Genomic DNA, 25,384 nt, shown 5'->3' on the forward strand with positions numbered 1-25,384 from the left:
ATAGGAAATAGTTTTTTAAGAGTCTTTTAACTATGATTCAGGATTACGAACTTTTTTCAAATGGAATCGCTTGATAAATTGAATCATAGGCCTAATTAAAAATAGTGCACTTCCCACGATAAACATCCAAATCGCATATGTTTCTAATGGTTTCCAAAGAAAGAGAACACTACCAATTAAAAAACAGAGGGCTATCAAAACATCATTAATGTTATAAAAGAACTCATAACGCTCATTAATAGTAATTTCGTGTTGACCAAATTGTACGTCAATATAATTAGGCTCATTATCTACTTTAAATTGTTTCACACTTTCAACTCCCTTGTAAGGATTATTCCCGGTGTGAATCGCGTAAAAACATCGGTATTTACTTTCTTATTACAAGGGGGGACAAGTTTCAAATAATTTATGTGGAGTATCTACTTTTTGAACAACAAAGTATTTTCATCTCCATTTATTAAAAATACATTTCTACCAATCTAAAGTAGAAAATAAGTACCTTCCCCTAGACCAAAACTGCCTTTTCCATATTGTTTTCATTGCACTTAAGGTTAATAATGTTTAAAATTTTCTATAGTTTGATAAAAATTGCTTAAGCATGGTATAAAAGTTAAAGAAAAAAATTTTTTTACTTTTAATTTTGCGACTGAAGTTTTACTTAGTATTACATCAAGAGAGGAATTGAATTTTAATATGATAGATAATTTCTGGCGTGATTTACCACGACCATTTTTTGTACTTGCTCCAATGGAAGATGTGACAGATGTTGTTTTTCGCCATGTGGTGAGTGAAGCAGCTAGACCTGATGTGTTTTTTACAGAGTTTACAAACACGGAGAGCTATTGTCACCCAGAGGGAAAACAAAGTGTGCGTGGACGTTTGACTTTTACAGAAGATGAACAACCAATGGTTGCACATATATGGGGAGATAAGCCCGAGTATTTCCGACAAATGAGTATTGGTATGGCGGAACTTGGGTTTAAGGGTATTGATATCAATATGGGCTGTCCTGTACCTAATGTGGCATCCAGAGGGAAGGGAAGCGGTCTTATCCTTCGTCCGGAAGTAGCTGCAGAACTAATACAAGCAGCGAAAGCGGGCGGATTGCCTGTAAGTGTGAAGACAAGGCTTGGTTACACAGAAGTGGACGAGTGGCAGGACTGGCTAACACATATATTGAAACAAGACATCGCTAATCTTTCTATCCATCTGCGAACAAGAAAGGAAATGAGCCAAGTAGATGCTCATTGGGAACTGATTCCGGAGATTAAAAAACTTCGTGACGAGATAGCACCGGATACACTTTTGACGATTAATGGGGATATTCTTGACCGTGCAGCTGGCTTGAAGCTTGTTGATCAATATGGTGTTGATGGCGTTATGATTGGGCGTGGTATCTTTAAAAATCCATTTGCGTTTGAAAAAGAGCCGAAAGATCATAGCAGTAAGGAATTGCTTGATCTCTTAAGATTGCATCTTGATCTTCATGATAAATATTCAACAGAATTAGAGCCACGTCCGTTTAAAGCTCTTCATCGCTTTTTTAAGATATATGTCAAAGGATTTAGAGGAGCGGGTGAGTTAAGAAATCAATTGATGAACACAGATTCAACAGATGACGTGCGTGCATTGCTTGATAACTTTGAGTTAAAAGAAGATTAATGAGATGGCTGTGACCCCTAGAGTTAGAGTTAATTGGCTGGTGTGAGTTTGGTATGGAACTAGACTCATTCCGGCCAATTTTTGTTTTATGCGCCTTCCAAAATTTCTACCTTAGTTGTCAAACGGTCATCAAGGTTTGTAACTGAAGTCATTTTCACACATTCAAATTCTTGCACACACTGATACATAAAACCTTAGCCTGCTACTTGCAATTCGGACAATGATATTCATCTTTATTGTCATTATCTTTGATATATATTTCTTGATGGGATTGGTTTTATGTTTATAAATCCAAAGAAGAAGAAGAAAATGAAAATTGGAGAAAATGAAAATTGGAGAAAATGAAAATTGGAGAAAATTCATATTCCTGCTCCAGTCGTCTTTTTCAGCTTTAATAAATATTTAATTGAAGTACATAATCACAATGAAGATCATAAATGCAATATCCAAAAAAAATCACCTCTTTTTATAACCTCCTAATCTTATCTCCTGCCTGTATGATGATGTGCCATTTTCCACATGACTTTTTATATTTGAAACATCAATCATCCTCTCAATTTTTACCTTTCTTTAGCCTTCATATTTACCTTGTAGGGTGCGTTCATTCCTAGGGTTAAATCATTTTTACATCTTCTTTGAATGGATATGTGCCATAAAAATTGGTGTCAAATGTAACGGTATGATTGCTGTAATTCTTAAATGAGAATTCGCTTATAGCTTGCCTTATACCCAACTGGTAATAAATATCCACATTTGATACGTGATACCTATAATCTAAATAGTAAATAACTCCTCAATTTTCAAACATTCAATTTCATCATTTAATCTACTGGAAATATATGATAATAATGAAGTGGTAAAGGAAATCGAAAGGGGTCACACTAATGCGTTCATGGCTTATCTATGCCCTAATATTTACACTGGTATTTGTAGGAGGATGTAGTATGGAAAAAGAATTACCAAATACAGCAGCGTTTCAGGATGAGTTTACAAGTAGTTTGTTAGATTCAACTGAGGAAGTCGAAGAAGGTCACTATTTATTAGAATCAGATACAGGTGGATATTTCATGCTTTGGCCTAAAAATGCGGTAACAGACGGACCACCATTTTATCAGAGAACAAAAGATAGCTTCGAAAAAATTATATTTTATGACAGAAATGAAAAAGAAAATTATAGGGCCTCATTTAGCACAACCTATTCAACATATGGTGAGAGTGCAATTGATTCCAGCCTAGGCCTTTTGAGTGATTCAGTTGGTTACAATGGCGAATACGAAAAAATCGAAACAGAAAAAACTCGTATTTATTACGCAAAATCTGAACTTACTTATAAGGGTTCAACAATTTATTTCTTCTTTGGTTACATTACTTCGAAAGAAAGTCAGAAAGGGTTAGAATATGTTTTTTCAGCAGAGTGTATAGATAGCTCTAAGTCTAATTGTAATATTGATATTAAAAAAGAAGAAGAGAAGGCTTTACATTATATGAAATCAGTAAAATTCAATAAGGATGAATAGAGGTAGCAAAATGAGTAATGAAGAATTACTAAACACTGATATTCTCAGAGCAAGGGTTATGGATTTGGAATATGAAAATCTAACTAACAAAGAAGTTGAAAGTGAAATAAGGCGTATTTATTATGAGGAAACTGGGAAAAAGTTAACGACTAATGTGACTATATATCGTTCAGATGACATCCTCGAAGACCAAAGAAAAAACGAGATAGATAGTGGATTTGATGGAACAATTATACACTTCCAAAATGAAGAGCAAAAAATTAATCAGTCAATTACAATAACTAGGGGAAGTGAACTAGGAGAAAAGGACACTTGGAGGCCAATTGATTGGACATATAATTTAATGGGCATTTTTGTTGGAGGGACTGATAATCAGTATTCAGATGCAAAAAGATTTTATGATGATGTTCATAGTATTATTCAGAATAGAAATAATAATTTACCTAGCTTAGAGAAGTATGGATACGGCCATTCTTTGGGAGGTAATAATATAACAATTTTACAACTGATGTCGAGGGATGAAAATGATTTAAGATTTAAAGATGTATATGCTATTAATGATGCCGCACCTTCAGCATATCAACTTGCAGTAATAGACAATGAATTCAGAGCATAATAAGAACGGAATTCCAAATAGATAATGACGAAGACATCTACAACATCCCCGAAAACGAACTAAAAGCCTTCACCGAAGAATACTACAAAAACAAAATCGACGAAACAACCATCAACCACCTTACAGCTGAAGAGGATATGTTATACGGAGTAAGCGGTGTTCGGGGTTTTCTTGAAATCGGAGATCGCGATGGCTTTCTCGATACAGATCCACGTTATAAAGGCATTCGTGAGTTAATTGATAAAATCCCTAATAAAGATTTACGGTCGATTCAAATGTTTCTCTCAAATTACTCAACAACATATAACACGGAAGGGATCGATGGTTTTTTGAGAGGTCTTACCGGATTTAACCCGACTGTTGTTGATTCAATTCTTACTTCTTCAAATGAATTTTCCGAAACAGTTGAAAAAATTCAGAAGTCGGTAGATGGGTTAGAGAAGCCATTTACTGATGTAACGAATGCGGATTCTTTTTTGTCGTTTACAAAAGAATATTTGACGCTTCCATTAGATTTCTTAGGTGAAAACCTAAACCTTCAAAAAGAGGTACTAACTGGCTTTTTTCAAACAGTCGGAAACTTAACGGGACTAATTGTTGAGGCTGTTCCGATGATCATTGATATGGCTGAGAAACTGCCTAAGCTTATTAGCAATGTGAAAGTGTTATACCAGAACTTTGATCCGATTCTTCAAGCCTTTGTTGATGTTGGCTTTATCAGTCAGGTTGAAAAAGATAAGATCATTTCTTATGTTAAAGAAATTGAAACGAGTTTAGAAACCATTCAAGCAACACTTGATGAATTCCTAGATCCTTCAACGCTTTCAGCTTTAAACTCAAAGGATCCGATGAATCAAATGAAGGAGATTGCGAAGATTATTGCTGCCTTGCAAACGATTAATGCTGAAGTAAGTGATATAAAAGAAGCTCTTGAAGGATTAAAAAATGTAGATACTAGTTTTATGGAGCACTTTAGTGGAAGTGCCCATGCACATGGGCTTGATGCTGTTGTCAATGGACTTTCACAGGATAAAAATATCAGCTATGTAAACAATGATATGTACATGTCATCTGCTGGAAGTGATGAGATTAAAGTCAATATTTCCTCATCGGTTCGTATTTACCAAAAAGGTCTAGCAATCTCTCAGGAAAAAGAAAGCAATGTTAATAGATTAAAAACGTTGTTTACCAGTGAATATATGGATGATTATGATGAAAGAATGCAGCACATCATGGAAAAAATTCATATGATGGAATCGAATCCAAAACAGTATTCATACCTATTAACACAGACCTTTTCATATCCGGTAGGCGGGTATTACGAATTAACGAAAATGAATGTCAATGAACAGCTTCCGCCATTGCCGGCAACATTTCATCAATCATTTTCGCAAATGATCGAAACAATTGAGGCTGAAATTAAGAAAGAAAAATTGCTTGTGAAAAAAATTAGAGATTCTATTGAAGATTTATTTTCAGAAGAAGAAAGAATATCTAAAATGTTTGATTATCATTATGGAGGTTAACAATTTTATGGGTTCTTTTACAATAAGCCATAACTTTGCAGAATCAAAAGAACTGAGCTATAAAGTTACCCCTTTTAAAAGTACAATTGAAGAAATACGTCATTTAGGGACTGACTTTACTACATTTATGAAAAAAGAAATGGAACAAGAAAACGGAGAACTAGTCGACGCTATTATTCAAGAAATAGTCAACCAACATCGCAATCATAATCTTATACTGGATCACTGTGAAGATGCCTTAACCGCTATGGCAAACAACTATACAAATTATGTAAATGACAGGCGAACACAGGATGTGACACTTTATTATACATTTAATGCTTTCGATGAAGGTTAATTTCGTGGGGGACTTACTTAAGGTAGTCCTTTTTATGTTGCATAAAAATCGGTTCATAAAGTACTTAGGTCTCAAAATTAGGTTGCTTCTTTATTATCTCTAATTTTTGAAACTTATATCATATTTGTACGTATAATAGGAAGAACTAATTATAAACCCTAAAAAAAGGTGGTCAACATGAATAGACAAACAGTCAAAACATTAAAGTGGATATCGGGTGGACTTGAAGCTCTTCTAGGTATACCGATTATAGGAGGAAGTATTGTATTAGGGTTCGCGTGGACGCCATTAATAATTATGTTGGTTTTTCATATCGTCGTATTGATATTTGCGAAAAATGTTGGAGTTAAAGCGAACGGTAATATACTTGGAATCGTCACATCAGCTATCGGATGGATCCCTATTGTCGGTATGATTATGCATATATTATCGGCGATATTTATTCTTTTGGATGCAGCAAGTCAGGATAAAAAACCGGATATCATTGATATGAAAGAATAATATTCCAAAGGAAAGACTTTATCGATTAAACCGATAAGGTCTTTTTTAATTATCATGTTTTCACTTATATACAATTTTATTTTTCTGATATTTAAACTTTCATAAAAACTCACTTGTATTACTGTGAATTAACTGATAATATTATTAAATTATTAATATTCTGAAATAACTAAAAGAAAGAAGGGGACAACATATGGGCAAAAAATTTACAATTATTATCTTAGTCATTTTGCCTTTTATCCTTATGCTTGGAGCATTACCTTTTGTAAATCGAATTGATCCTATTATTCTAGGGTTGCCATTTTTTCATTTTTGGCTATTTTTAGGAATGATTATTACTCCAATATGTTCGTATGTAATTTATCGATTACAAAAGTCAGAAGGGAGTATTGAATGATGCAAGGGAATTTAACAGCTTTGTTAATCACAAGTTTTATTGTTTTAACTGTGGTTTTAATCGGGTTTATTGCAGGACGAAATAAAGCTAGTAGAAGTTCTGTAGAAGAGTGGTCTGTTGGTGGCAGACGATTTGGACCATTACTGGTTTGGCTTTTAGTAGGTGCGGATTTATATACGGCTTATACATTTTTAGGGTTAACTAGTACAGCTTATACTGGCGGGAGCCTTGCGTTTTTTGCGATTCCTTATACAATTATTGCTTTCTTTACGTCTTATTTCTATCTTCCAAAGCTTTGGAAGGTTTCGAAGAATCGTAAGTTAACAACACTTGCGGATTATGCAAAGGAACGATTTGATAGTAAGTTTTTATCATTATTAATCGCCGTTGTTGGTGTTTTAATGTTAATTCCTTATATTGATTTACAGTTAGCGGGGATCCAAGATACGCTGACAGTAGCGGGGACAGGATTTATTAATGTTAAAGTTGTTGTTGTTTTATCATTCTTATTAGTAGCCCTTTATACATTCTTTAGTGGTATCAAGGGACCGACCTATACAGCGATCATCAAAGATATTTTGGTTTGGGTTATTATGTTATTCCTTGTTGTCTCACTTCCCATCATTCACTTTGGAGGCTGGGGTTCAATGATGGATAAACTTGTCGTAGAATCTCCCCAGCTACTAACGATCCCTACATCAGGACCCAAAAGTTATCCATGGTTTATCACGGCATCATTAGTATCAGGATTAGCATTATTTATGTGGGCTCATGCTGCAACTGGTGTATTTACTGCTAAAAGTGCTGATGCACTTCGTAAAAATGCGATCTTTTTGCCGTTTTATAATATTGTGTTGATTCTTGTTATTTTCCTTGGCTTTGTTGCATTTCATGTACTGCCGGAAGGAAGCGATCCACGTTTTGCTTTATTAAATTTAATTCAAATGTCTTATGGTGGAGTGGTTCAAGGACTGGCATATTCTACAATTGCATTGGCATCACTTATTCCTTGTTCGATCATGGCAATTGGTGCTTCAAACCTGTTTGCAAATAATATCTACCGTGATTTTATTAATCCTAAGGTAAAACCGGAAAGATTAACATTGATTACCCGTTCGATGGTATTTGTTGTTATTGGACTAGCCTTAGTTTTTGGCATGATCTTCCCGACTGCACTTGTATCGCTTCAGCTTCTTGGTGTTTCAGGAATGGTTCAAATCTTCCCTGCCATTGTTTTTAGTTTGTTCTGGAGAAAACAAACGAAGGAAGCAACTATAATGGGCTTAATCATTGGACTTATTGTTACCTTTACTGTTTACGCAACTGGAAACTCTTTTGGTATTTATGAAGGATTCTGGGGGTTACTCGCAAATGTCATTACACTTGCAGTTCTAAATCCTATTTTTGTTAAGAAGGCAATGAACAAAACGAATCCTGTGATTGATGAATTGTTTCCGGGACAGCAAGACTCGCTTATGAAAACACAGAAAGGTGCATAGCATTAAAGAGCAATGCTGCAATAATATACTATAGTAATTAAATTTTAAGATGTAATATTCAATGAGAAGAACCTAAAAAGGAGTTATCTCATGAATATTATATCTTTTTTATTATACTGTTTTATAGTGACCTTCACGCCGGGGCCGACGAATATTGTCATTTTATCCACAGTCCATAACATGGGGACTAAAAGGGCGATGGAATATACGTATGGTGCCACGATTGCGTTTGGTTTATTACTATTTATTTCAGCTATGTTGAATGCTGTGCTTGTGGAAGTCTTACCGAAAATTTTAATGGTTATGCAAATTATCGGAAGCATGTATATGTTCTATCTCGCGTATCAAATTTATAAAGCGGATAAATCAAAGTTGACTGTAAAAAAGGATGGATCCTTCATGTCAGGATTCCTCATGCAGTTTTTAAATCCGAAGGTGATCCTTTTTACCATGACTGTCATACCAACCTTTATTATGCCTCACTATAAGGCAATACCTGCAGTAACAATCGGTGTTTTCGCAATAACTCTCATTGGATTTTTAGCATTTTTAACATGGGTTCTATTCGGGACAATCTTTAAGGAGTTTTTGCAGAAGCATAATAAAATTGTGAATGTATTCATGGCATTATTTTTAGCGTATTCTGGAATTATGATCTGGATGTAGTGTAAGAGGTGAATGTAATGGAGAAATTTATCTATAAAAAATCGGTTGGTGTTACTGCGTTGTCAGCTAGTATGATAGATTTTACGTATAAAAAGCATGCGCATCAGGAGTATGCAGTTGGTGTAACGTTGCGTGGTATTCAGCAATATACACTTGATGGCAGTTTGCAATTATCATATCCAAATGGTGTTATGCTTTTTAATCCGGAACAGCCACATGATGGAATGGCTCATGATAAGACTGGACTGGATTATGTGATGCTATATATAGAGCCGCAAATGCTTTTAGAGGTTGCTGAGAAAAAGGAGATAGTATGTTTTTCAAGTCCTATTGTATATGACCATAGACTTGAACAAAGTATATTAAGACTTTCTAATGCAATATTAAGTGGGAAAGATGAGGATTTGTGCAGTGAATTGCTTTTATCCCTCACAGATATCCTAATTCAACCTGATCTTTCTACATCTTATAAGAAAGATAATACCTTCATTAAAAAAGCGAAGGATATGCTGCACGCGAACTTAGATCAAGTACTGAAACTTGATGAGATTAGCAAAGAACTGAATTTATCAAAATATAAGTTTATTCGATTATTCAAGGCTCATACGGGAATTTCTCCATACCAATACTTTCTTAACTGCAAGATTGAACGGGCAAAGAGATTGATAGAAAAAAACAAAGATATTTATTCAGCTGTAGTTGAGTGTGGATTTGTAGACTTAGCTCATTTAAATAAGCATTTTAAAAAGGTATATGGAACGACAGCATTTGAGTATATGACACATTTAAAATAGGAAACGTTACTGATTTTAAAAAATATGAAAGAAATTAGCTTGACTGTTGAGTAAATATCAGTTATTATAAATTTCTGCCACAAAAAGCAGGAAGAAATGATATTTCAAAATAATATTTTTTGAAAAATGTTGTTGACTTCATAAACTGTAGGTGGTATGATAAATACCTAGTCGCAAATGACTAGTAAATGATCTTTGAAAACTAAACAAAACCAAGCGTGCCAACGTTAATTTCGATTAACAAAAACGTACTATATAGTACAAAACTTTTATGAGCTACATCAAACACTTTATTGGAGAGTTTGATCCTGGCTCAGGACGAACGCTGGCGGCGTGCCTAATACATGCAAGTCGAGCGAATCTGAGGGAGCTTGCTCCCAACGATTAGCGGCGGACGGGTGAGTAACACGTGGGTAACCTGCCTGTAAGATTGGGATAACTCCGGGAAACCGGAGCTAATACCGGATAACATTTCGAACCGCATGGTTCGGAATTGAAAGACGGCGTCTAGCTGTCACTTACAGATGGACCCGCGGCGCATTAGCTAGTTGGTGAGGTAACGGCTCACCAAGGCGACGATGCGTAGCCGACCTGAGAGGGTGATCGGCCACACTGGGACTGAGACACGGCCCAGACTCCTACGGGAGGCAGCAGTAGGGAATCTTCCGCAATGGACGAAAGTCTGACGGAGCAACGCCGCGTGAACGATGAAGGCCTTCGGGTCGTAAAGTTCTGTTGTTAGGGAAGAACAAGTACCAGAGTAACTGCTGGTACCTTGACGGTACCTAACCAGAAAGCCACGGCTAACTACGTGCCAGCAGCCGCGGTAATACGTAGGTGGCAAGCGTTGTCCGGAATTATTGGGCGTAAAGCGCGCGCAGGCGGTTTCTTAAGTCTGATGTGAAAGCCCACGGCTCAACCGTGGAGGGTCATTGGAAACTGGGGAACTTGAGTGCAGAAGAGGAGAGTGGAATTCCACGTGTAGCGGTGAAATGCGTAGAGATGTGGAGGAACACCAGTGGCGAAGGCGACTCTCTGGTCTGTAACTGACGCTGAGGCGCGAAAGCGTGGGGAGCGAACAGGATTAGATACCCTGGTAGTCCACGCCGTAAACGATGAGTGCTAAGTGTTAGAGGGTTTCCGCCCTTTAGTGCTGCAGCAAACGCATTAAGCACTCCGCCTGGGGAGTACGGTCGCAAGACTGAAACTCAAAGGAATTGACGGGGGCCCGCACAAGCGGTGGAGCATGTGGTTTAATTCGAAGCAACGCGAAGAACCTTACCAGGTCTTGACATCCTTCGCTACTTCTAGAGATAGAAGGTTCCCCTTCGGGGGACGAAGTGACAGGTGGTGCATGGTTGTCGTCAGCTCGTGTCGTGAGATGTTGGGTTAAGTCCCGCAACGAGCGCAACCCTTGATCTTAGTTGCCAGCATTCAGTTGGGCACTCTAAGGTGACTGCCGGTGACAAACCGGAGGAAGGTGGGGATGACGTCAAATCATCATGCCCCTTATGACCTGGGCTACACACGTGCTACAATGGATGGTACAAAGGGCTGCAAGACTGCGAAGTCAAGCCAATCCCATAAAACCATTCTCAGTTCGGATTGCAGGCTGCAACTCGCCTGCATGAAGCCGGAATCGCTAGTAATCGCGGATCAGCATGCCGCGGTGAATACGTTCCCGGGCCTTGTACACACCGCCCGTCACACCACGAGAGTTTGTAACACCCGAAGTCGGTGGGGTAACCGTAAGGAGCCAGCCGCCTAAGGTGGGACAGATGATTGGGGTGAAGTCGTAACAAGGTAGCCGTATCGGAAGGTGCGGCTGGATCACCTCCTTTCTAAGGATATGAGGTACGCTTGGTATTTTGTTTAGTTTTGAGAGATCATTGGATCTTTCAATATAAGTAATAAAACACATAGGATATAAATATCCTGTGCTTTATGTTCCTTGAAAACTAGATAACGATAACAATTCAAGTAATTCACTGAGTTTAAACGCTTAGTTTAGTGATTCTCTTATTAATGAAGTAAATGACATCTTCGATGTCGAAGGTTAAGTTAGTAAGGGCGCACGGTGGATGCCTTGGCACTAGGAGCCGATGAAGGACGGTACTAACACCGATATGCTTCGGGGAGCTGTAAGTAAGCTTTGATCCGGAGATTTCCGAATGGGGGAACCCACTGCTCGTAATGGAGTAGTATTTTTACCTGAATACATAGGGTAATAAAGGCAGACCCGGGGAACTGAAACATCTAAGTACCCGGAGGAAGAGAAAGCAAACGCGATTTCCTGAGTAGCGGCGAGCGAAACGGAATTAGCCCAAACCAAGAGGCTTGCCTCTTGGGGTTGTAGGACACTCTATACGGAGTTACAAAGGAACGGAGTAAATGAAGAGGTCTGGAAAGGCCCGTCAAAGAAGGTAACAACCCTGTAGTTGAAACTTCGTTCCCTCCAGAGTGGATCCTGAGTACGGCGGGACACGTGAAATCCCGTCGGAAGCAGGGAGGACCATCTCCCAAGGCTAAATACTCCCTAGTGACCGATAGTGAACCAGTACCGTGAGGGAAAGGTGAAAAGCACCCCGGAAGGGGAGTGAAAGAGATCCTGAAACCGTGTGCCTACAAGTAGTCAAAGCCCGTTAATGGGTAATGGCGTGCCTTTTGTAGAATGAACCGGCGAGTTACGATCCCGTGCAAGGTTAAGTTGATAAGACGGAGCCGCAGCGAAAGCGAGTCTGAATAGGGCGAAAGAGTACGTGGTCGTAGACCCGAAACCAGGTGATCTACCCATGTCCAGGGTGAAGTTCAGGTAACACTGAATGGAGGCCCGAACCCACGCACGTTGAAAAGTGCGGGGATGAGGTGTGGGTAGCGGAGAAATTCCAATCGAACTTGGAGATAGCTGGTTCTCTCCGAAATAGCTTTAGGGCTAGCCTTGAAATGAGAGTCTTGGAGGTAGAGCACTGATTGGACTAGGGGCCCCCATCGGGTTACCGAATTCAGTCAAACTCCGAATGCCAAAGACTTATGTTCAGGAGTCAGACTGCGAGTGATAAGATCCGTAGTCAAGAGGGAAACAGCCCAGACCACCAGCTAAGGTCCCAAAGTATACGTTAAGTGGAAAAGGATGTGGAGTTGCTTAGACAACCAGGATGTTGGCTTAGAAGCAGCCACCATTTAAAGAGTGCGTAATAGCTCACTGGTCGAGTGACTCTGCGCCGAAAATGTACCGGGGCTAAACGTATCACCGAAGCTGTGGATTGTTCTTACGAACAATGGTAGGAGAGCGTTCTAAGGGCTGTGAAGCGAGACCGGAAGGACTCGTGGAGCGCTTAGAAGTGAGAATGCCGGTATGAGTAGCGAAAGAGGGGTGAGAATCCCCTCCACCGAATGCCTAAGGTTTCCTGAGGAAGGCTCGTCCGCTCAGGGTTAGTCGGGACCTAAGCCGAGGCCGAAAGGCGTAGGCGATGGCCAACAGGTTGAAATTCCTGTACCACCTCCTCACCGTTTGAGCAATGGGGGGACGCAGAAGGATAGGGTAAGCGCGCTGTTGGATTAGCGCGTCCAAGCAGTTAGGCTGACAACGAGGCAAATCCCGTTGTCACATAAGCTGAGCTGTGATGGCGAGGGAACTATAGTACCGAAGTTCCTGATTCCACACTGCCAAGAAAAGCCTCTAGCGAGGTGAGAGGTGCCCGTACCGCAAACCGACACAGGTAGGCGAGGAGAGAATCCTAAGGTGAGCGAGAGAACTCTCGTTAAGGAACTCGGCAAAATGACCCCGTAACTTCGGGAGAAGGGGTGCTTTTTAGGGTGAATAGCCCGGAAAAGCCGCAGTGAATAGGCCCAGGCGACTGTTTAGCAAAAACACAGGTCTCTGCGAAGCCGCAAGGCGAAGTATAGGGGCTGACGCCTGCCCGGTGCTGGAAGGTTAAGGGGAGAGGTTAGCGCAAGCGAAGCTTTGAACCGAAGCCCCAGTAAACGGCGGCCGTAACTATAACGGTCCTAAGGTAGCGAAATTCCTTGTCGGGTAAGTTCCGACCCGCACGAAAGGCGTAACGATCTGGGCACTGTCTCAACGAGAGACTCGGTGAAATTATAGTACCTGTGAAGATGCAGGTTACCCGCGACAGGACGGAAAGACCCCGTGGAGCTTTACTGTAGCCTGATATTGAATTTTGGTACAGCTTGTACAGGATAGGTAGGAGCCTGAGAAGCCGGAGCGCTAGCTTCGGTGGAGGCGTCGGTGGGATACTACCCTGGCTGTATTGAAATTCTAACCCACAGCCCTGATCGGGCTGGGAGACAGTGTCAGGTGGGCAGTTTGACTGGGGCGGTCGCCTCCTAAAATGTAACGGAGGCGCCCAAAGGGTCCCTCAGAATGGTTGGAAATCATTCGTAGAGTGTAAAGGCACAAGGGAGCTTGACTGCGAGACCTACAAGTCGAGCAGGGACGAAAGTCGGGCTTAGTGATCCGGTGGTTCCGCATGGAAGGGCCATCGCTCAACGGATAAAAGCTACCCCGGGGATAACAGGCTTATCTCCCCCAAGAGTCCACATCGACGGGGAGGTTTGGCACCTCGATGTCGGCTCATCGCATCCTGGGGCTGTAGTCGGTCCCAAGGGTTGGGCTGTTCGCCCATTAAAGCGGTACGCGAGCTGGGTTCAGAACGTCGTGAGACAGTTCGGTCCCTATCCGTCGTGGGCGTAGGAAATTTGAGAGGAGCTGTCCTTAGTACGAGAGGACCGGGATGGACGCACCGCTGGTGTACCAGTTGTCTTGCCAAAGGCATAGCTGGGTAGCTATGTGCGGAAGGGATAAGTGCTGAAAGCATCTAAGCATGAAGCCCCCCTCAAGATGAGATTTCCCATCACACTAGTGAGTAAGATCCCTGAAAGATGATCAGGTTGATAGGTCAGAGGTGGAAGCGCGGTGACGTGTGGAGCTGACTGATACTAATCGATCGAGGACTTAACCTAATAAAAAGCGTAAGCTTAGTGAATTAAATTGTGAATCGTTATCTAGTTTTGAAGGAACATGCCTTCAAACTTTATATTATTTGGTGATGATGGCGAAGAGGTCACACCCGTTCCCATGCCGAACACGGAAGTTAAGCTCTTCAGCGCCGATGGTAGTTGGGGGTTTCCCCCTGTGAGAGTAGGACGTTGCCAAGTAAGAAGAGGAAAAAGATCAGTAGAGATACTGGTCTTTTTTTTGTATATGGAGTTTACCTGATATGTAGATTTTTGATGAATTTTGTAGAATAGTAGATAAATTAAAATAATCGAAGATAAATTGCTGTAAATCGAAGATAAAATGAAATAATCGTTGATAAATCTTCATAATCGAAGATAAATTAACTTAACTCTATGTTGGTATTCTGAAAAGCTGGGAAATGCAATCTTTACTGACTGTTAAAGAAATTGATGGTGAAATTGAGAGACAAAAAACTGTAGCCATGCATAGTGAATCTACGGAATCTTTACATACTGGACGAGATATTCCGAGTGGATTGAATCTTGATATAACTGCTGGTGAAGAATAATAAATATGAGGAAAATCACTCATAGGAAATGAAGGTAAATCAACATCTCCTAAAGATTCTCCTAGATTAATTGCGGCTAATACTTAAATTCTATGAAAAAGTAAATATTAGGAAACCTCTATAAATGGATCGTATACCTATTATCATATGAAATTGGAGGTAACTTATGGATCATTCTTATAAGATAGGAATTATCGGAGGGACGGGAACAGTAGGGCGCCATATTGCAAAGAGGGCCATACAGCGAGGCTATTATGTACGTATGCTTGTAAGGAATCCAGAAAAATTATTGTACAAAGATAACAAAATGGAAATTGTTGGAGGGCAAATGCAAAATATAGATACCATTCGAGATATGCTTAAAGATTGTAAAATCATTATTAATACATTTGGCCAACCACCTAAAGAGAAACCCATGTATAGTAAATTAACCCAAAATATTTTTGACGTAATGAAAGATTTAAATATTACTCGTTATATAGGTGTTTCTGGTGGTTCTCTAACGATTAGTGGTGACAAAAAAAGTCTGTTTAATCGTTTTGGCGCCAAGCTGTTTGAGCTGTTGTTTCCAAAAATGATGGAAGATAAAAAGGTAGAATGGGAAATTTTGTGCAATGATAAACAAATACAGTGGACACTGATTCGATTGCCATTTGTAAAAGATAGCTTACATACAAGTAAAATAAAGGAAAGCCTGACAGACATGCCTGGAACGAAAATTACCAATCAAGATATAGCTTCTTTTATTATTCAGCAAATAGAAAGTCCAAAGTATATCCATAAAGCGCCTTTTATCTCACATTAAGGAATTAAGGAAAGGCTGAGGATTCAAGGTTCAATTATACAATATTATAGAGATTACCACATTTTAATACCCCTTTTAATGTCTTAGAGACCAGTATTTCTGGTCTTTTTCTATTTACATAAATCTGCATTTTCCACAAAAAATACACACTGACTTTCTTCCGTGTAGCTAAATAGTCGGTGAATATCTATCTTAATTTATAAAAATAGGTAATGATAACTAACAACTTACGTGAAATCGCTTTTTACGGTTGATAGAATTAATCCAATATAAGGGATGTTAGGTAGGAGGTGATGCAATGGATTCTTAAGAAAAACTCAGCTGTTTAAGTCAGTTGAGAGGTCGCTGGATGTATTAATTTATTTTACAGTAGAACAACTCTTAGATTTGAAAAACATTTATTATGATGGAGAAGTGTAGATAATGAAGTATAAACTTTAAAAAAGTTCATGCTCATTTCCATAGAAGGTGATCTTAGGTTAATAAGAGATCATCTTCTTTTATCGTGTAGAAAACTACGCTAGCTTTGCATGCTAGTTTTATTGTAATCAAGAAAAGAGTTTTATGAAGAAATTCAGTTTGAACTCATTAATAAAATGAGATAGATGATTAGAACTATCTATTATAGGTAAAATCTCTCAAAAATAAATCACGTAGTAGAAATGATTCAGAAAAATTTTTAGTTTAGAAAGCATCTCAAATGATAATTAATCCCTTTACAATAAACAAATCTATCAATACTATAAGTCGATATTTCGTCATTTTTTTACAATTAATTAATACTAGGTTAATAGTAGGAGGATAAAATTTTGATAGGGAAGAGTTTGTCGAGTAATTATATAATTATTTTGAAGCGGTTTCTCTAAATTTTCTTGGATAGATAATCTTAAACCAAACTTACAAAAATGAGGTGGATCAAATTATCGCAAGGCTTGTTGATTAGTATATTCATTCGTTCAGACATTTTTTTTAGAAATCATATGTTTAAGTAAAGTCTAGAAACCCTTGTATTAAAGTTGACAAAATAAACCGTTTCAACAGCAAATTTCCCTAAAAAGTTGCAATAAGGAGGAGAAACATGAAGAGATGGCATAAGAAGAGTGCCAGTATTGTCATGGTGCTTGTTTTACTTGTAGGCTTATTTGCACCTGCTGCTAATACGATTGTAAAGGCTGAAACTGGAGTAGCTACTGACCTAATTATCTCAGAATATATTGAAGGATCTAGTGTTAACAAAGCAATTGAGCTATACAATGGTACAGGTGCAGAGATCGATTTAAGTGGATATACTCTTGAACTCTATAATAATGGTGGAAGTGCAACAACAGGAATAACGACGACAGATAAGGTTTTAGCATTAGAGGGTAAGGTTGCGGCAGGTGATACATACGTTATTTCCCGTCAAGATGCAGATTCTGCAATTGTTGCTGTAGCTGATCATTTAGATAAAAGCAAACAAGTGATCAATTTCAATGGTAACGATCAAATCGTACTTAAGAAAAATGGAACTGTTGTTGATTCAATTGGACAAGTTGGATCAGTGACAAATTCCCTTGCAGATGTATCACTAGTTAGAAATAATAATATTTTAGTAGGAGATAAAGTAATTGATGATGAATTTGATCCTACTAAGGAATGGACGAATTTAGGAAAAGATACTTTTTCTAATCTTGGGAAGCACCAATCTGAAGAGGAACCAACTGAACCTGAAACCCCAACTGAACCAGAAGAGCCAACTGAACCTGAAGCGCCAGTTGAAGCCATTTCAGTTGCAGAAGCTCGTGATGCTGAAGTAGGTCAAACAGTAACGATTGAAGGTATTGCTACAACAAAGAATGGACTTTGGGGTTATGATACTTTCTATATGCAGGATGATACAGCAGGAATGTTCGTTTTCAGTAGCCCGAAAGACGTTCAACCTGGGGACAAAGTAAAAATTACTGGTGAGTTAAAAACCTATAATAAAGAACTAGAGATTGAACCAACTAGTTTAGAGATTATTTCCTCTGGAAACAGCCTTCCAGCAGCTCAAGTTATAGCACCAACAGCTATAAACGAAGAGACTCAAGGAGAATTGCTTAAATTGGAAAATATTACAATTACTGATGTTGAAAGTGATAGCTATGGAACTGCTACTTTCCAGGCCGAGACAAAATCAGGTGAAAAGGTCCGAGTTATCCATGATAATCGTACAGGCTCTAATTATGATGAACTGATGAAACACTATAAAGAAGGTGACAAAGTTCATTTAACAGGAATTGGATCGATTGATAATGATGGATATCATCTAAAGACTTTCGGTCTTGAAAGCTATGATTTAGTAAACAAACCAGCAGTTTATTCTGAACAAACTCAAGGCACAGTACCAGCAGGCACAAAAATCGAACTGAAATCTGGTATTGAAAGTGCCGAGATTTATTACACAACAGATGGTACAGAACCAACTGTAGAAAGTACAAAATATGTTGAACCAATTGCATTAAATACTGGAGAAACAACGATTAAAGCCATTGCTGTAAATGGAGAAGAAGTAAGCGAAGTATTCAGCTTTTCGTACACAATTTTAAATACTGAAGGCGTGAAAATTCGTGATATTCAAGGAAAAGGGCATGAATCACAATATACTGGTTCTTCAGTTGATGGGATTACTGGTGTTGTAACACATGTTGTTAGCGGATCAACTTTTGTCATTCAAGACGAAAACGCAGATGATGATCTTACAACATCTGAAGCCATTCAAGTATACAAATCTTCTCATGGTCTTACTGTTGGTGATAAAGTATCAGTTGACGGTACTGTACAAGAATATGGCGGCGGTGCGAACCTATCTAAAACTGAAATTGGCGCAAGTGTAGTTACAAAAACAGGAACAGCTGAGTTACCGGAGCCATTAGTAGTTGGTAAAGACATCATCCCTCCAAACAAAGTAATTGATAATGATGAAATGAAATCATTTGATCCAGCAGAAGATGGGATTGATTTCTGGGAATCTGTAGAATTTATGCGAGTTTCATTCCCAAATGCAAAAGTTGTGGGACCTCCTTACTCAAGTGATGTTCCAATCATTGTTGAAAGCACGACAAACAATGAGTTGAATAATCAAGGCGGTTTAAATATTGCTGCAGATGATTATAATCCGGAAAAAATATTTTTAGATAATGTAGGAAATAACTTTAAATCAGGTGATACGTTTGATGGTGATGTTGTAGGGGTTATTTCTTACTCTAGTACAGGATTTCAACTTTTAACCAACAAAGATACATTACCTAAAGTAATAGAATCTAACATCGAGCCTGAAGTAACTCATATTGAACCTGCTGCAGATAAATTAACTGTTGCATCATACAATATCGAAAACTTCTCAAACAATAAATCAAATACACCAGATGAGAAAGTGGAGAGAATTGCAAAAACATTTGTAGAAAATATGAAATCTCCAGACGTTATTACTTTAGTAGAAGTACAAGACAATGATGGGGAAACTAATTCAGGTAATACGGATGCGTCAGAAAGCTATAAACGCTTAATTGAAGCAATCAAAGGTGCTGGTGGTCCAGCTTACGAGTGGACGGATGTGGCACCTGTAAATAATGATAATGGTGGAGCACCTGGTGGTAATATTCGTGTAGGTTATCTTTATAATCCTGAACGCGTTACATTAGTTGAAGGAACAAAAGGTACTGGCACTCAAGCAAATGGATGGAGTGAAGATGGAAATTTAACACTTAACCCAGGTGTGATTGATCCAGCTAAATTCCCTAATACACGTAAACCAATTGCTGCTGAATTTGAGTTCCAAGGTGAGCGAGTTGTTGTCATTGGGACACACTTAAACTCTAAAGGTGGAGATCAATCATTATGGGGATCTAATCAACCTCCAAGTTTAAGTTCAGAAGCGGAAAGACATGGATTAGCTCAAGCAATTAATGATTTTATTGATGAAGGACTTGCAGAAAATCCAGATTTAAATGTTGTACTTGCTGGGGATATGAATGATTTTGAGTTTACGAAAACATTCGAAATCCTTAAGGGTAACGAGTTAACAAATATGGTGGATAAAGTTCCGGCAAACGACCGTTTCTCTTATTTCTTCCAAGGTAATAACCAAGTACTTGATCATATTCTTGTTACAAATAATCTTGTAAATAGCACAGTGGCTGATATGATCCATATTAATGCGAACTATACAGAGGCTCAGGGACAAGCATCTGATCATGACCCTGTTATGATTCAGGTTGATCTAAAGAACAAAGAAAAAGACAATTTTGATTTAACTGTTCTTCACACAAATGATACACACGGATCTTTAGACAATATGCCTAAAACAGTTACGGCTGTAAAAGAGGAAAGAGCTAAAGATCCAAATTCACTGCTTTTACATGCAGGTGACGCATTCACTGGTACATTGTACTTTAACGAATTCCAAGGTGAAGCAGATCTAGCCCTAATGAATTTAATGGGCTTTGATGCAATGACATTTGGTAATCATGAATTCGATCTAGGTTCATCAGCTGCAGGTCATGAGAAATTAGTAGAATTTATCCAAGGTGCACAATTCCCGTTTGTAAGTGCAAACGTTGATTTCTCACCGGATGAAAAATTCAATGGTGTATTCAATAACTCAGTTACAGCTGATGCTGAAAGTGGACAAATTTACAATGGTATCATTAAAGAAGTAAACGGTGAAAAGGTTGGTATCTTCGGTTTAACAACAGAAGAAACAGAAGCTATTTCTAGTCCAGGATCAATTGCTTTTGAAAACTATCTAGAAGAAGCTGAAAAAGCAGTTAAAGACTTTGAATCACAAGGTGTAAATAAGATTATTGCATTAACTCATATCGGTTATGATGATAATGCCGAAATCGATAATGATTTAACTCTAGCAAAAGAAGTAGAAGGCATTGATGTAATTGTTGGAGGACATAGTCATACAACATTAACTGAACCAACAGTAATTGAAGAAGACGGGACACCAACGGTTATTGTACAAACAGGAAATGCCAATAGTAACCTAGGTTCACTTAATGTGGAATTTGATAAAGCTGGTGTAGTTGTAGCACAAAAAGGTCAATTAATTCCAATTAAAGACCAAGAAGCTGACCAGGAAGCAGCGGACATTCTAGCTCCTTACAAAGAGCAGGTAGATCAAGTAGCACAAGAAGAAATTGGTGTAACAACTGACGTAGAATTGGAAAACCCGCGTACAAATGGTGATAATACAAAACCAAGTGTACGTAAAAATGAAACAATTTTAGGAAACTTAATTACAGATGGAATGCTTGAAAAAGCAAAATCATTTACTGGCGAAGATGTTATTATGGCCTTACAAAACGGCGGTGGTATCCGTTCAGCAATTGATGCTGGCCCAATCACTGTTGGGGAAGTAATTACTGTTCTTCCATTCGCTAATACTTTAGCAACGATGGATTTAACAGGTGCTGAGTTGAAAGAAGCATTTGAAATCAGCTTCAGTCAATACCCAGCGGAAAATGGCGGCTTCTTACATGTAGCCGGTGGTAAAGTGGAATTTGATTCTACGAAACCAGCAGGAGAACGTGTAGTTTCTGTAAAATATCTAAATGAAAATGATGAATATGTAGAAGTTCAAGACGAAGAGTCTTACACAATCGCAACAAATGCTTTCACAGCAAAGGGCGGAGACGGTTATGATGTCTTTGCGAAAGCATATGAAGAAGGACGTGTAACAGACTTAGGTTTATCAGATTGGGAAAACTTCAGAGACCACCTAGTGAGCTTAGAATCAATCCCAACAGAAGTTGAAGGTCGAATTGTAGAGGACAACTTTGATTTAACAGTGCTTCACACAAATGATACACACGCATCTTTAGACAACATGCCTAAAACAGTTACGGCTGTAAAAGAGGAAAGAGCTAAAGATCCAAATTCTCTGCTTTTACACGCAGGTGATGCATTCACTGGTACATTGTACTTTAACGAATTCCAGGGCGAAGCAGACTTAGCTTTAATGAACTTAATGGGCTTTGATGCAATGACATTTGGTAACCATGAATTTGATTTAGGTTCATCAGCTGCAGGTCATGAGAAATTAGTACAATTTATCCAAGGTGCACAATTCCCGTTTGTAAGTGCAAACGTTGATTTCTCACCGGATGAAAAATTCAATGGTGTATTCAATAACTCAGTTAAAGCTGATGCTGAAAACGGACAAATTTATAATGGCATCATTAAAGAAGTAAACGGTGAAAAGGTTGGTATCTTCGGTTTAACAACAGAAGAAACACAAGATATTTCTAGTCCAGGAACAATTGCCTTCCAAAACTATCTTGAAGAAGCTGAAAAAGCTGTTAAAGACTTTGAAGCACAAGGTGTTAATAAGATTATTGCGCTAACTCATATTGGTTATGATGATAATGCAGCAATTGATAACGATTTAACCTTGGCTAAAGAAGTAGAAGGAATTGATATTATTGTTGGTGGACACAGTCATACAGCATTAACTGAACCAACAGTCATTGAAGAAGACGAGACACCAACGGTTATTGTACAAACAGGAAATGCCAATAGTAACCTAGGTTCACTTAATGTTGAATTTGATAAAGATGGTGTAGTCGTAGCGCAAACTGGTCAATTAATTCCAATTAAAGACCAAGAAGCTGACCAGGAAGCAGCGGACATTCTAGCTCCTTACAAAGAGCAGGTAGATCAAGTAGCACAGGAAGAAATTGGTGTAACAACAGAAGTTGAATTGGAAAACCCGCGAACAGATGGGGATAATACAAAACCAAGTGTACGTAAGAACGAAACAATCTTAGGGAACTTAATTACAGATGGAATGCTTGAAAAAGCAAAATCATTCACTGGGGAAAATGTCATAATGGCCTTACAAAACGGCGGTGGCATCCGTTCAGCAATAAATGCTGGCCCAATCACTGTTGGAGAAGTAATTACTGTTCTGCCATTCGCTAATACATTAGCAACGATGGATCTAACAGGTGCTGAGTTGAAAGAAGCATTTGAAACCAGCTTCAGTCAATACCCTGCGGAAAATGGCGGCTTTTTACATGTAGCCGGCGGTAAGGTGGAATTTGATTCTACGAAACCAGCAGGAGAACGTGTCGTATCTGTAAAATATGTAAATGCAAGTGGTGAATATGTAGAAGTTCAGGATGAAGAGACTTACACAGTCGCAACAAATGCTTTCACAGCAAAAGGTGGAGATGGCTATGACGTCTTTGCGAAAGCATACGAAGAAGGACGTGTAACAGACTTAGGTCTATCAGATTGGGAAAACTTCAGAGATCATCTAGTAAGCTTAAAAACGATCCCAGCAGAAGTTGAAGGTAGAATTGTAGATGTAAATGATGAAAACCCAGGCGAGAACCCAGGTGAAAACCCAGGCGAGAACCCAGGTGAAAACCCAGGCGAAAATCCAGGTGAAAACCCAGGCGAGAACCCAGGCGAAAATCCAGGTGAAAATCCAGGTGAAAATCCAGGTGAAAACCCAGGCGAGAACCCAGGTGAAAACCCAGGCGAAAATCCAGGTGAAAACCCAGGCGAGAACCCAGGCGAGAACCCAGGCGAAAATCCAGGTGAAAACCCAGGCGAGAACCCAGGTGAAAATCCAGGTGAAAATCCAGGTGAAAACCCAGGCGAGAACCCAGGTGAAAACCCAAGCGAGAACCCAGGTGAGAACCCAGGCGAGAACCCAGGTGAAAACCAAACATCACAAGATGATCACGAACTTCCAAATACAGCAACAAACAACTTTAATCTTATCCTAATAGGAATCATGGTAGTTCTAGCTGGTGGAATTTTATACTTCGTTAAGAGAAAACATACGATCAGACAATAATATGTAATATGAAAAGAAAGGCGTGGCACTTGATGCACGCCTTTCTTCAATCAATAAAGTGAATAATTGGGGTCACTGGTATTAATAGTGTTGGGTATTACATCCATGATATGCAATGTTTCTCTCATATTGCTGAATTGCCTATCAGCAGTTTTACTCTATGTGCAGAGTCTATTTCCTCCCTACAAACTTAAACGAATAAATATGTGTCTTCGTTAAATCAATAACTTCCCGAATAAACTCCTCTTCTGTTTCGGCAAACCCATTCCCAATCCAATTATGAAGAAGTCCGTAAAAGCCGTATGCTGCATAACGCTTAAAATAATCCATGTTAACTGGAATATTGTCGATTGTTTCAAAAACAAACTGCTCTTTATAGATTTTTAAAATCGTTTGAGGAAATCGTGTATGTAAACCTGGAATTGTATCATCGTAGTTAATTAGCTCGAAAAAATCCCTATTTTCATATATATAGGAAACAATATGGAAGGATGGTGCTTTTAGGTTGTCTGTATAATGTTTCTGACCGGGTATATATGGTTTTCCAACTGCTAATTCTAACCCTTGAAGCATAGATAGGAGTAAATCTTCTGCTAACTCGATTTTATCCTGGTAATGGACATAAAAGGTGCTGCGATTGTAAGCTGCATAATCGACGATATCCTTAACTGTCACAGAGTGATATCCTTGCTTTTTTATGAGATCAATTAATGCTTTCTTCAGATGTGTTTTTGTTCGATTTTGTCGTTGAGATGGTGTGTTTTGTTCGTTATCCATGAAAAAACCTCGCTCAAATTAGACAGATTGATGAGAAATGTCTAAGTAGTAGACACTTCATAAAATCTTAATGATTTTTTATGAGTAAACATAGGAGTAGAATTAAATTGTACACAAAATATGAAAGATTTATAAGTAGGAGGATGTAAAATGGGTAAATTACAAGACAAAGTAGCAGTGATTACTGGTGGTGCATCTGGTATCGGAGCTGCGACAGCACGTTTATTTGTTTCAGAGGGAGCAAAGGTCGTATTAGTAGATTTAAATGAAGAAAAGGGAAAGGCTTTTGAAAGTGAATTGAAAGCGCTTCATCGCAAAGCTCTTTTTATCAAAGCAAATATTACAAGTGAAGAAGAGGTTGTTAATGTTTTTAAACAAACAGTTGAAGCGTTCGGAAAAGTAGATATTGTTTTCAATAATGCCGGTATTGGCCGAGTTCAACCTTCACATCAGTTAGAGTATTCAGAATGGAGAAACACGGTAAACGTTGATTTAGATGGTGTATTTTTAGTAGCCCGTGAATCTATTCGTGAAATGTTAAAAACTGGAGAGGGTACAATCGTTAATACTGCATCTATGTACGGCTTGGTTGGATCACCTGGTTCAGCGGCATATAACGCTGCAAAGGGGGGAGTTGTTAACTTAACACGCTCACTAGCGCTTGAATATGCTGAACAAAACATTCGTGTTAACGCATTATGCCCAGGTTTCATTGATACTCCAATTATTCCGGAAGAAAGCAAACAGGCATTAGCGGCAGTAACACCAATGAAACGTTTAGGACAAGCTGAAGAAATGGCAAAAGCCGTATTATTCTTGGCGTCTGATGATTCATCCTATATGACAGGTAATACGTTAACAGTTGATGGTGGGTATACTGCGCAATAATTATAAATAAGAAACT

15 protein-coding genes, 3 rRNA genes and 1 pseudogene are annotated in these 25,384 nt (G+C 38.7%); 17 read left to right on the forward strand and 2 right to left on the reverse strand.

The window, feature by feature from the left end; genetic code table 11:
• Window positions 1–30: 30 nt before the first annotated feature.
• Window positions 31–309: a YrhK family protein gene (locus tag HWV59_RS04320; RefSeq protein ID WP_175638156.1), complete on the reverse strand. Its 279-nt coding sequence runs from the start codon at window positions 307–309 to the stop codon at window positions 31–33.
• Window positions 310–693: 384 nt separating this feature from the next.
• Between HWV59_RS04320 and HWV59_RS04325 the strand changes: the two genes are divergently transcribed.
• The 16 genes and pseudogenes from HWV59_RS04325 (at window position 694) to HWV59_RS04400 (ending at window position 23,703) form a co-directional block, all read left to right on the forward strand.
• Window positions 694–1,662, forward strand: coding sequence for a tRNA dihydrouridine synthase (locus HWV59_RS04325; RefSeq protein ID WP_175638157.1), 969 nt, complete (start codon window positions 694–696; stop codon window positions 1,660–1,662).
• A gap of 944 nt (window positions 1,663–2,606) precedes the next feature.
• Entirely contained in the window at window positions 2,607–3,179 is a 573-nt protein-coding gene (locus HWV59_RS04330) for a hypothetical protein (RefSeq protein ID WP_175638158.1), read from the forward strand.
• Between the two features lie 58 nt (window positions 3,180–3,237).
• Window positions 3,238–3,881, forward strand: a pseudogene (locus HWV59_RS04335) (DUF6792 domain-containing protein); the annotation flags it as partial.
• A 51-nt stretch (window positions 3,882–3,932) separates the two neighbouring features.
• Entirely contained in the window at window positions 3,933–5,321 is a 1,389-nt protein-coding gene (locus HWV59_RS04340) for a hypothetical protein (RefSeq protein WP_175638160.1), read from the forward strand.
• Between the two features lie 7 nt (window positions 5,322–5,328).
• Window positions 5,329–5,658, forward strand: a complete 330-nt coding sequence (locus HWV59_RS04345) for a hypothetical protein (RefSeq protein WP_175638161.1) — start codon at window positions 5,329–5,331, stop codon at window positions 5,656–5,658.
• Window positions 5,659–5,835: 177 nt separating this feature from the next.
• Window positions 5,836–6,159, forward strand: a complete 324-nt coding sequence (locus HWV59_RS04350) for a hypothetical protein (protein WP_175638162.1) — start codon at window positions 5,836–5,838, stop codon at window positions 6,157–6,159.
• A gap of 193 nt (window positions 6,160–6,352) precedes the next feature.
• Window positions 6,353–6,556, forward strand: coding sequence for a DUF3311 domain-containing protein (locus HWV59_RS04355; RefSeq protein ID WP_175638163.1), 204 nt, complete (start codon window positions 6,353–6,355; stop codon window positions 6,554–6,556).
• A complete protein-coding gene (locus HWV59_RS04360; protein WP_175639976.1) occupies window positions 6,556–8,055 on the forward strand; it encodes a sodium:solute symporter family protein in 1,500 nt (499 codons plus the stop codon). The genes HWV59_RS04355 and HWV59_RS04360 overlap by 1 nt, the downstream gene beginning before the upstream one ends.
• A 90-nt stretch (window positions 8,056–8,145) precedes the next feature.
• A complete protein-coding gene (locus HWV59_RS04365) occupies window positions 8,146–8,721 on the forward strand; it encodes a LysE family translocator (RefSeq protein ID WP_175638164.1) in 576 nt (191 codons plus the stop codon).
• Window positions 8,722–8,738: 17 nt separating this feature from the next.
• Entirely contained in the window at window positions 8,739–9,515 is a 777-nt protein-coding gene (locus HWV59_RS04370) for an AraC family transcriptional regulator (protein ID WP_175638165.1), read from the forward strand.
• A gap of 290 nt (window positions 9,516–9,805) precedes the next feature.
• Window positions 9,806–11,356: ribosomal RNA gene (locus HWV59_RS04375) — 16S ribosomal RNA — on the forward strand.
• 213 nt (window positions 11,357–11,569) lie between these two features.
• Window positions 11,570–14,498 (forward strand): 23S ribosomal RNA (locus tag HWV59_RS04380).
• A 79-nt stretch (window positions 14,499–14,577) separates the two neighbouring features.
• A 5S ribosomal RNA gene (gene rrf, locus HWV59_RS04385) occupies window positions 14,578–14,693 on the forward strand.
• The 16S, 23S and 5S rRNA genes sit together here, the layout of an rRNA operon.
• Before the next feature lie 221 nt (window positions 14,694–14,914).
• Complete coding sequence (locus HWV59_RS04390) at window positions 14,915–15,064, forward strand: hypothetical protein (RefSeq protein ID WP_175638166.1); 150 nt, start codon at window positions 14,915–14,917, stop codon at window positions 15,062–15,064.
• 166 nt (window positions 15,065–15,230) lie between these two features.
• Window positions 15,231–15,869 (forward strand): NAD(P)H-binding protein, encoded by a 639-nt coding sequence (locus HWV59_RS04395; RefSeq protein ID WP_175638167.1) that lies wholly within the window; start codon window positions 15,231–15,233, stop codon window positions 15,867–15,869.
• Window positions 15,870–16,947: 1,078 nt separating this feature from the next.
• The gene (locus tag HWV59_RS04400) at window positions 16,948–23,703 is read left to right on the forward strand and encodes a 5'-nucleotidase C-terminal domain-containing protein (protein ID WP_175638168.1); all 6,756 of its coding nucleotides are present in this window, start codon (window positions 16,948–16,950) and stop codon (window positions 23,701–23,703) included.
• Window positions 23,704–23,874: 171 nt separating this feature from the next.
• On the opposite strand, the gene HWV59_RS04405 is transcribed toward HWV59_RS04400, so the two are convergent.
• On the reverse strand, window positions 23,875–24,480 hold the full coding sequence (locus HWV59_RS04405) for a TetR/AcrR family transcriptional regulator (RefSeq protein ID WP_175638169.1): 606 nt from the start codon (window positions 24,478–24,480) through the stop codon (window positions 23,875–23,877).
• A gap of 150 nt (window positions 24,481–24,630) precedes the next feature.
• Here HWV59_RS04405 and HWV59_RS04410 point away from each other — a divergent pair, with 150 nt between their 5' ends.
• On the forward strand, window positions 24,631–25,368 hold the full coding sequence (locus tag HWV59_RS04410) for an SDR family NAD(P)-dependent oxidoreductase (RefSeq protein WP_175638170.1): 738 nt from the start codon (window positions 24,631–24,633) through the stop codon (window positions 25,366–25,368).
• Window positions 25,369–25,384: the final 16 nt, after the last annotated feature.

Source organism: Metabacillus schmidteae (genome assembly GCF_903166545.1).
GTDB lineage: Bacteria > Bacillota > Bacilli > Bacillales > Bacillaceae > Metabacillus > Metabacillus schmidteae.

Bases quoted from the DNA above. Each gene is read 5' to 3' on its own strand.
- HWV59_RS04325 (WP_175638157.1), top strand. From the start codon at position 694: ATGATAGATAATTTCTGGCGTGATTTACCACGACCATTTTTTGTACTT.
- HWV59_RS04330 (WP_175638158.1), top strand. From the start codon at position 2,607: ATGGAAAAAGAATTACCAAATACAGCAGCGTTTCAGGATGAGTTTACA.
- HWV59_RS04340 (WP_175638160.1), top strand. From the start codon at position 3,933: ATGTTATACGGAGTAAGCGGTGTTCGGGGTTTTCTTGAAATCGGAGAT.
- HWV59_RS04345 (WP_175638161.1), top strand. From the start codon at position 5,329: ATGGGTTCTTTTACAATAAGCCATAACTTTGCAGAATCAAAAGAACTG.
- HWV59_RS04350 (WP_175638162.1), top strand. From the start codon at position 5,836: ATGAATAGACAAACAGTCAAAACATTAAAGTGGATATCGGGTGGACTT.
- HWV59_RS04355 (WP_175638163.1), top strand. From the start codon at position 6,353: ATGGGCAAAAAATTTACAATTATTATCTTAGTCATTTTGCCTTTTATC.
- HWV59_RS04360 (WP_175639976.1), top strand. From the start codon at position 6,556: ATGCAAGGGAATTTAACAGCTTTGTTAATCACAAGTTTTATTGTTTTA.
- HWV59_RS04365 (WP_175638164.1), top strand. From the start codon at position 8,146: ATGAATATTATATCTTTTTTATTATACTGTTTTATAGTGACCTTCACG.
- HWV59_RS04370 (WP_175638165.1), top strand. From the start codon at position 8,739: ATGGAGAAATTTATCTATAAAAAATCGGTTGGTGTTACTGCGTTGTCA.
- HWV59_RS04390 (WP_175638166.1), top strand. From the start codon at position 14,915: ATGCAATCTTTACTGACTGTTAAAGAAATTGATGGTGAAATTGAGAGA.
- HWV59_RS04395 (WP_175638167.1), top strand. From the start codon at position 15,231: ATGGATCATTCTTATAAGATAGGAATTATCGGAGGGACGGGAACAGTA.
- HWV59_RS04400 (WP_175638168.1), top strand. From the start codon at position 16,948: ATGAAGAGATGGCATAAGAAGAGTGCCAGTATTGTCATGGTGCTTGTT.
- HWV59_RS04405 (WP_175638169.1), bottom strand. From the start codon at position 24,480: ATGGATAACGAACAAAACACACCATCTCAACGACAAAATCGAACAAAA.
- HWV59_RS04410 (WP_175638170.1), top strand. From the start codon at position 24,631: ATGGGTAAATTACAAGACAAAGTAGCAGTGATTACTGGTGGTGCATCT.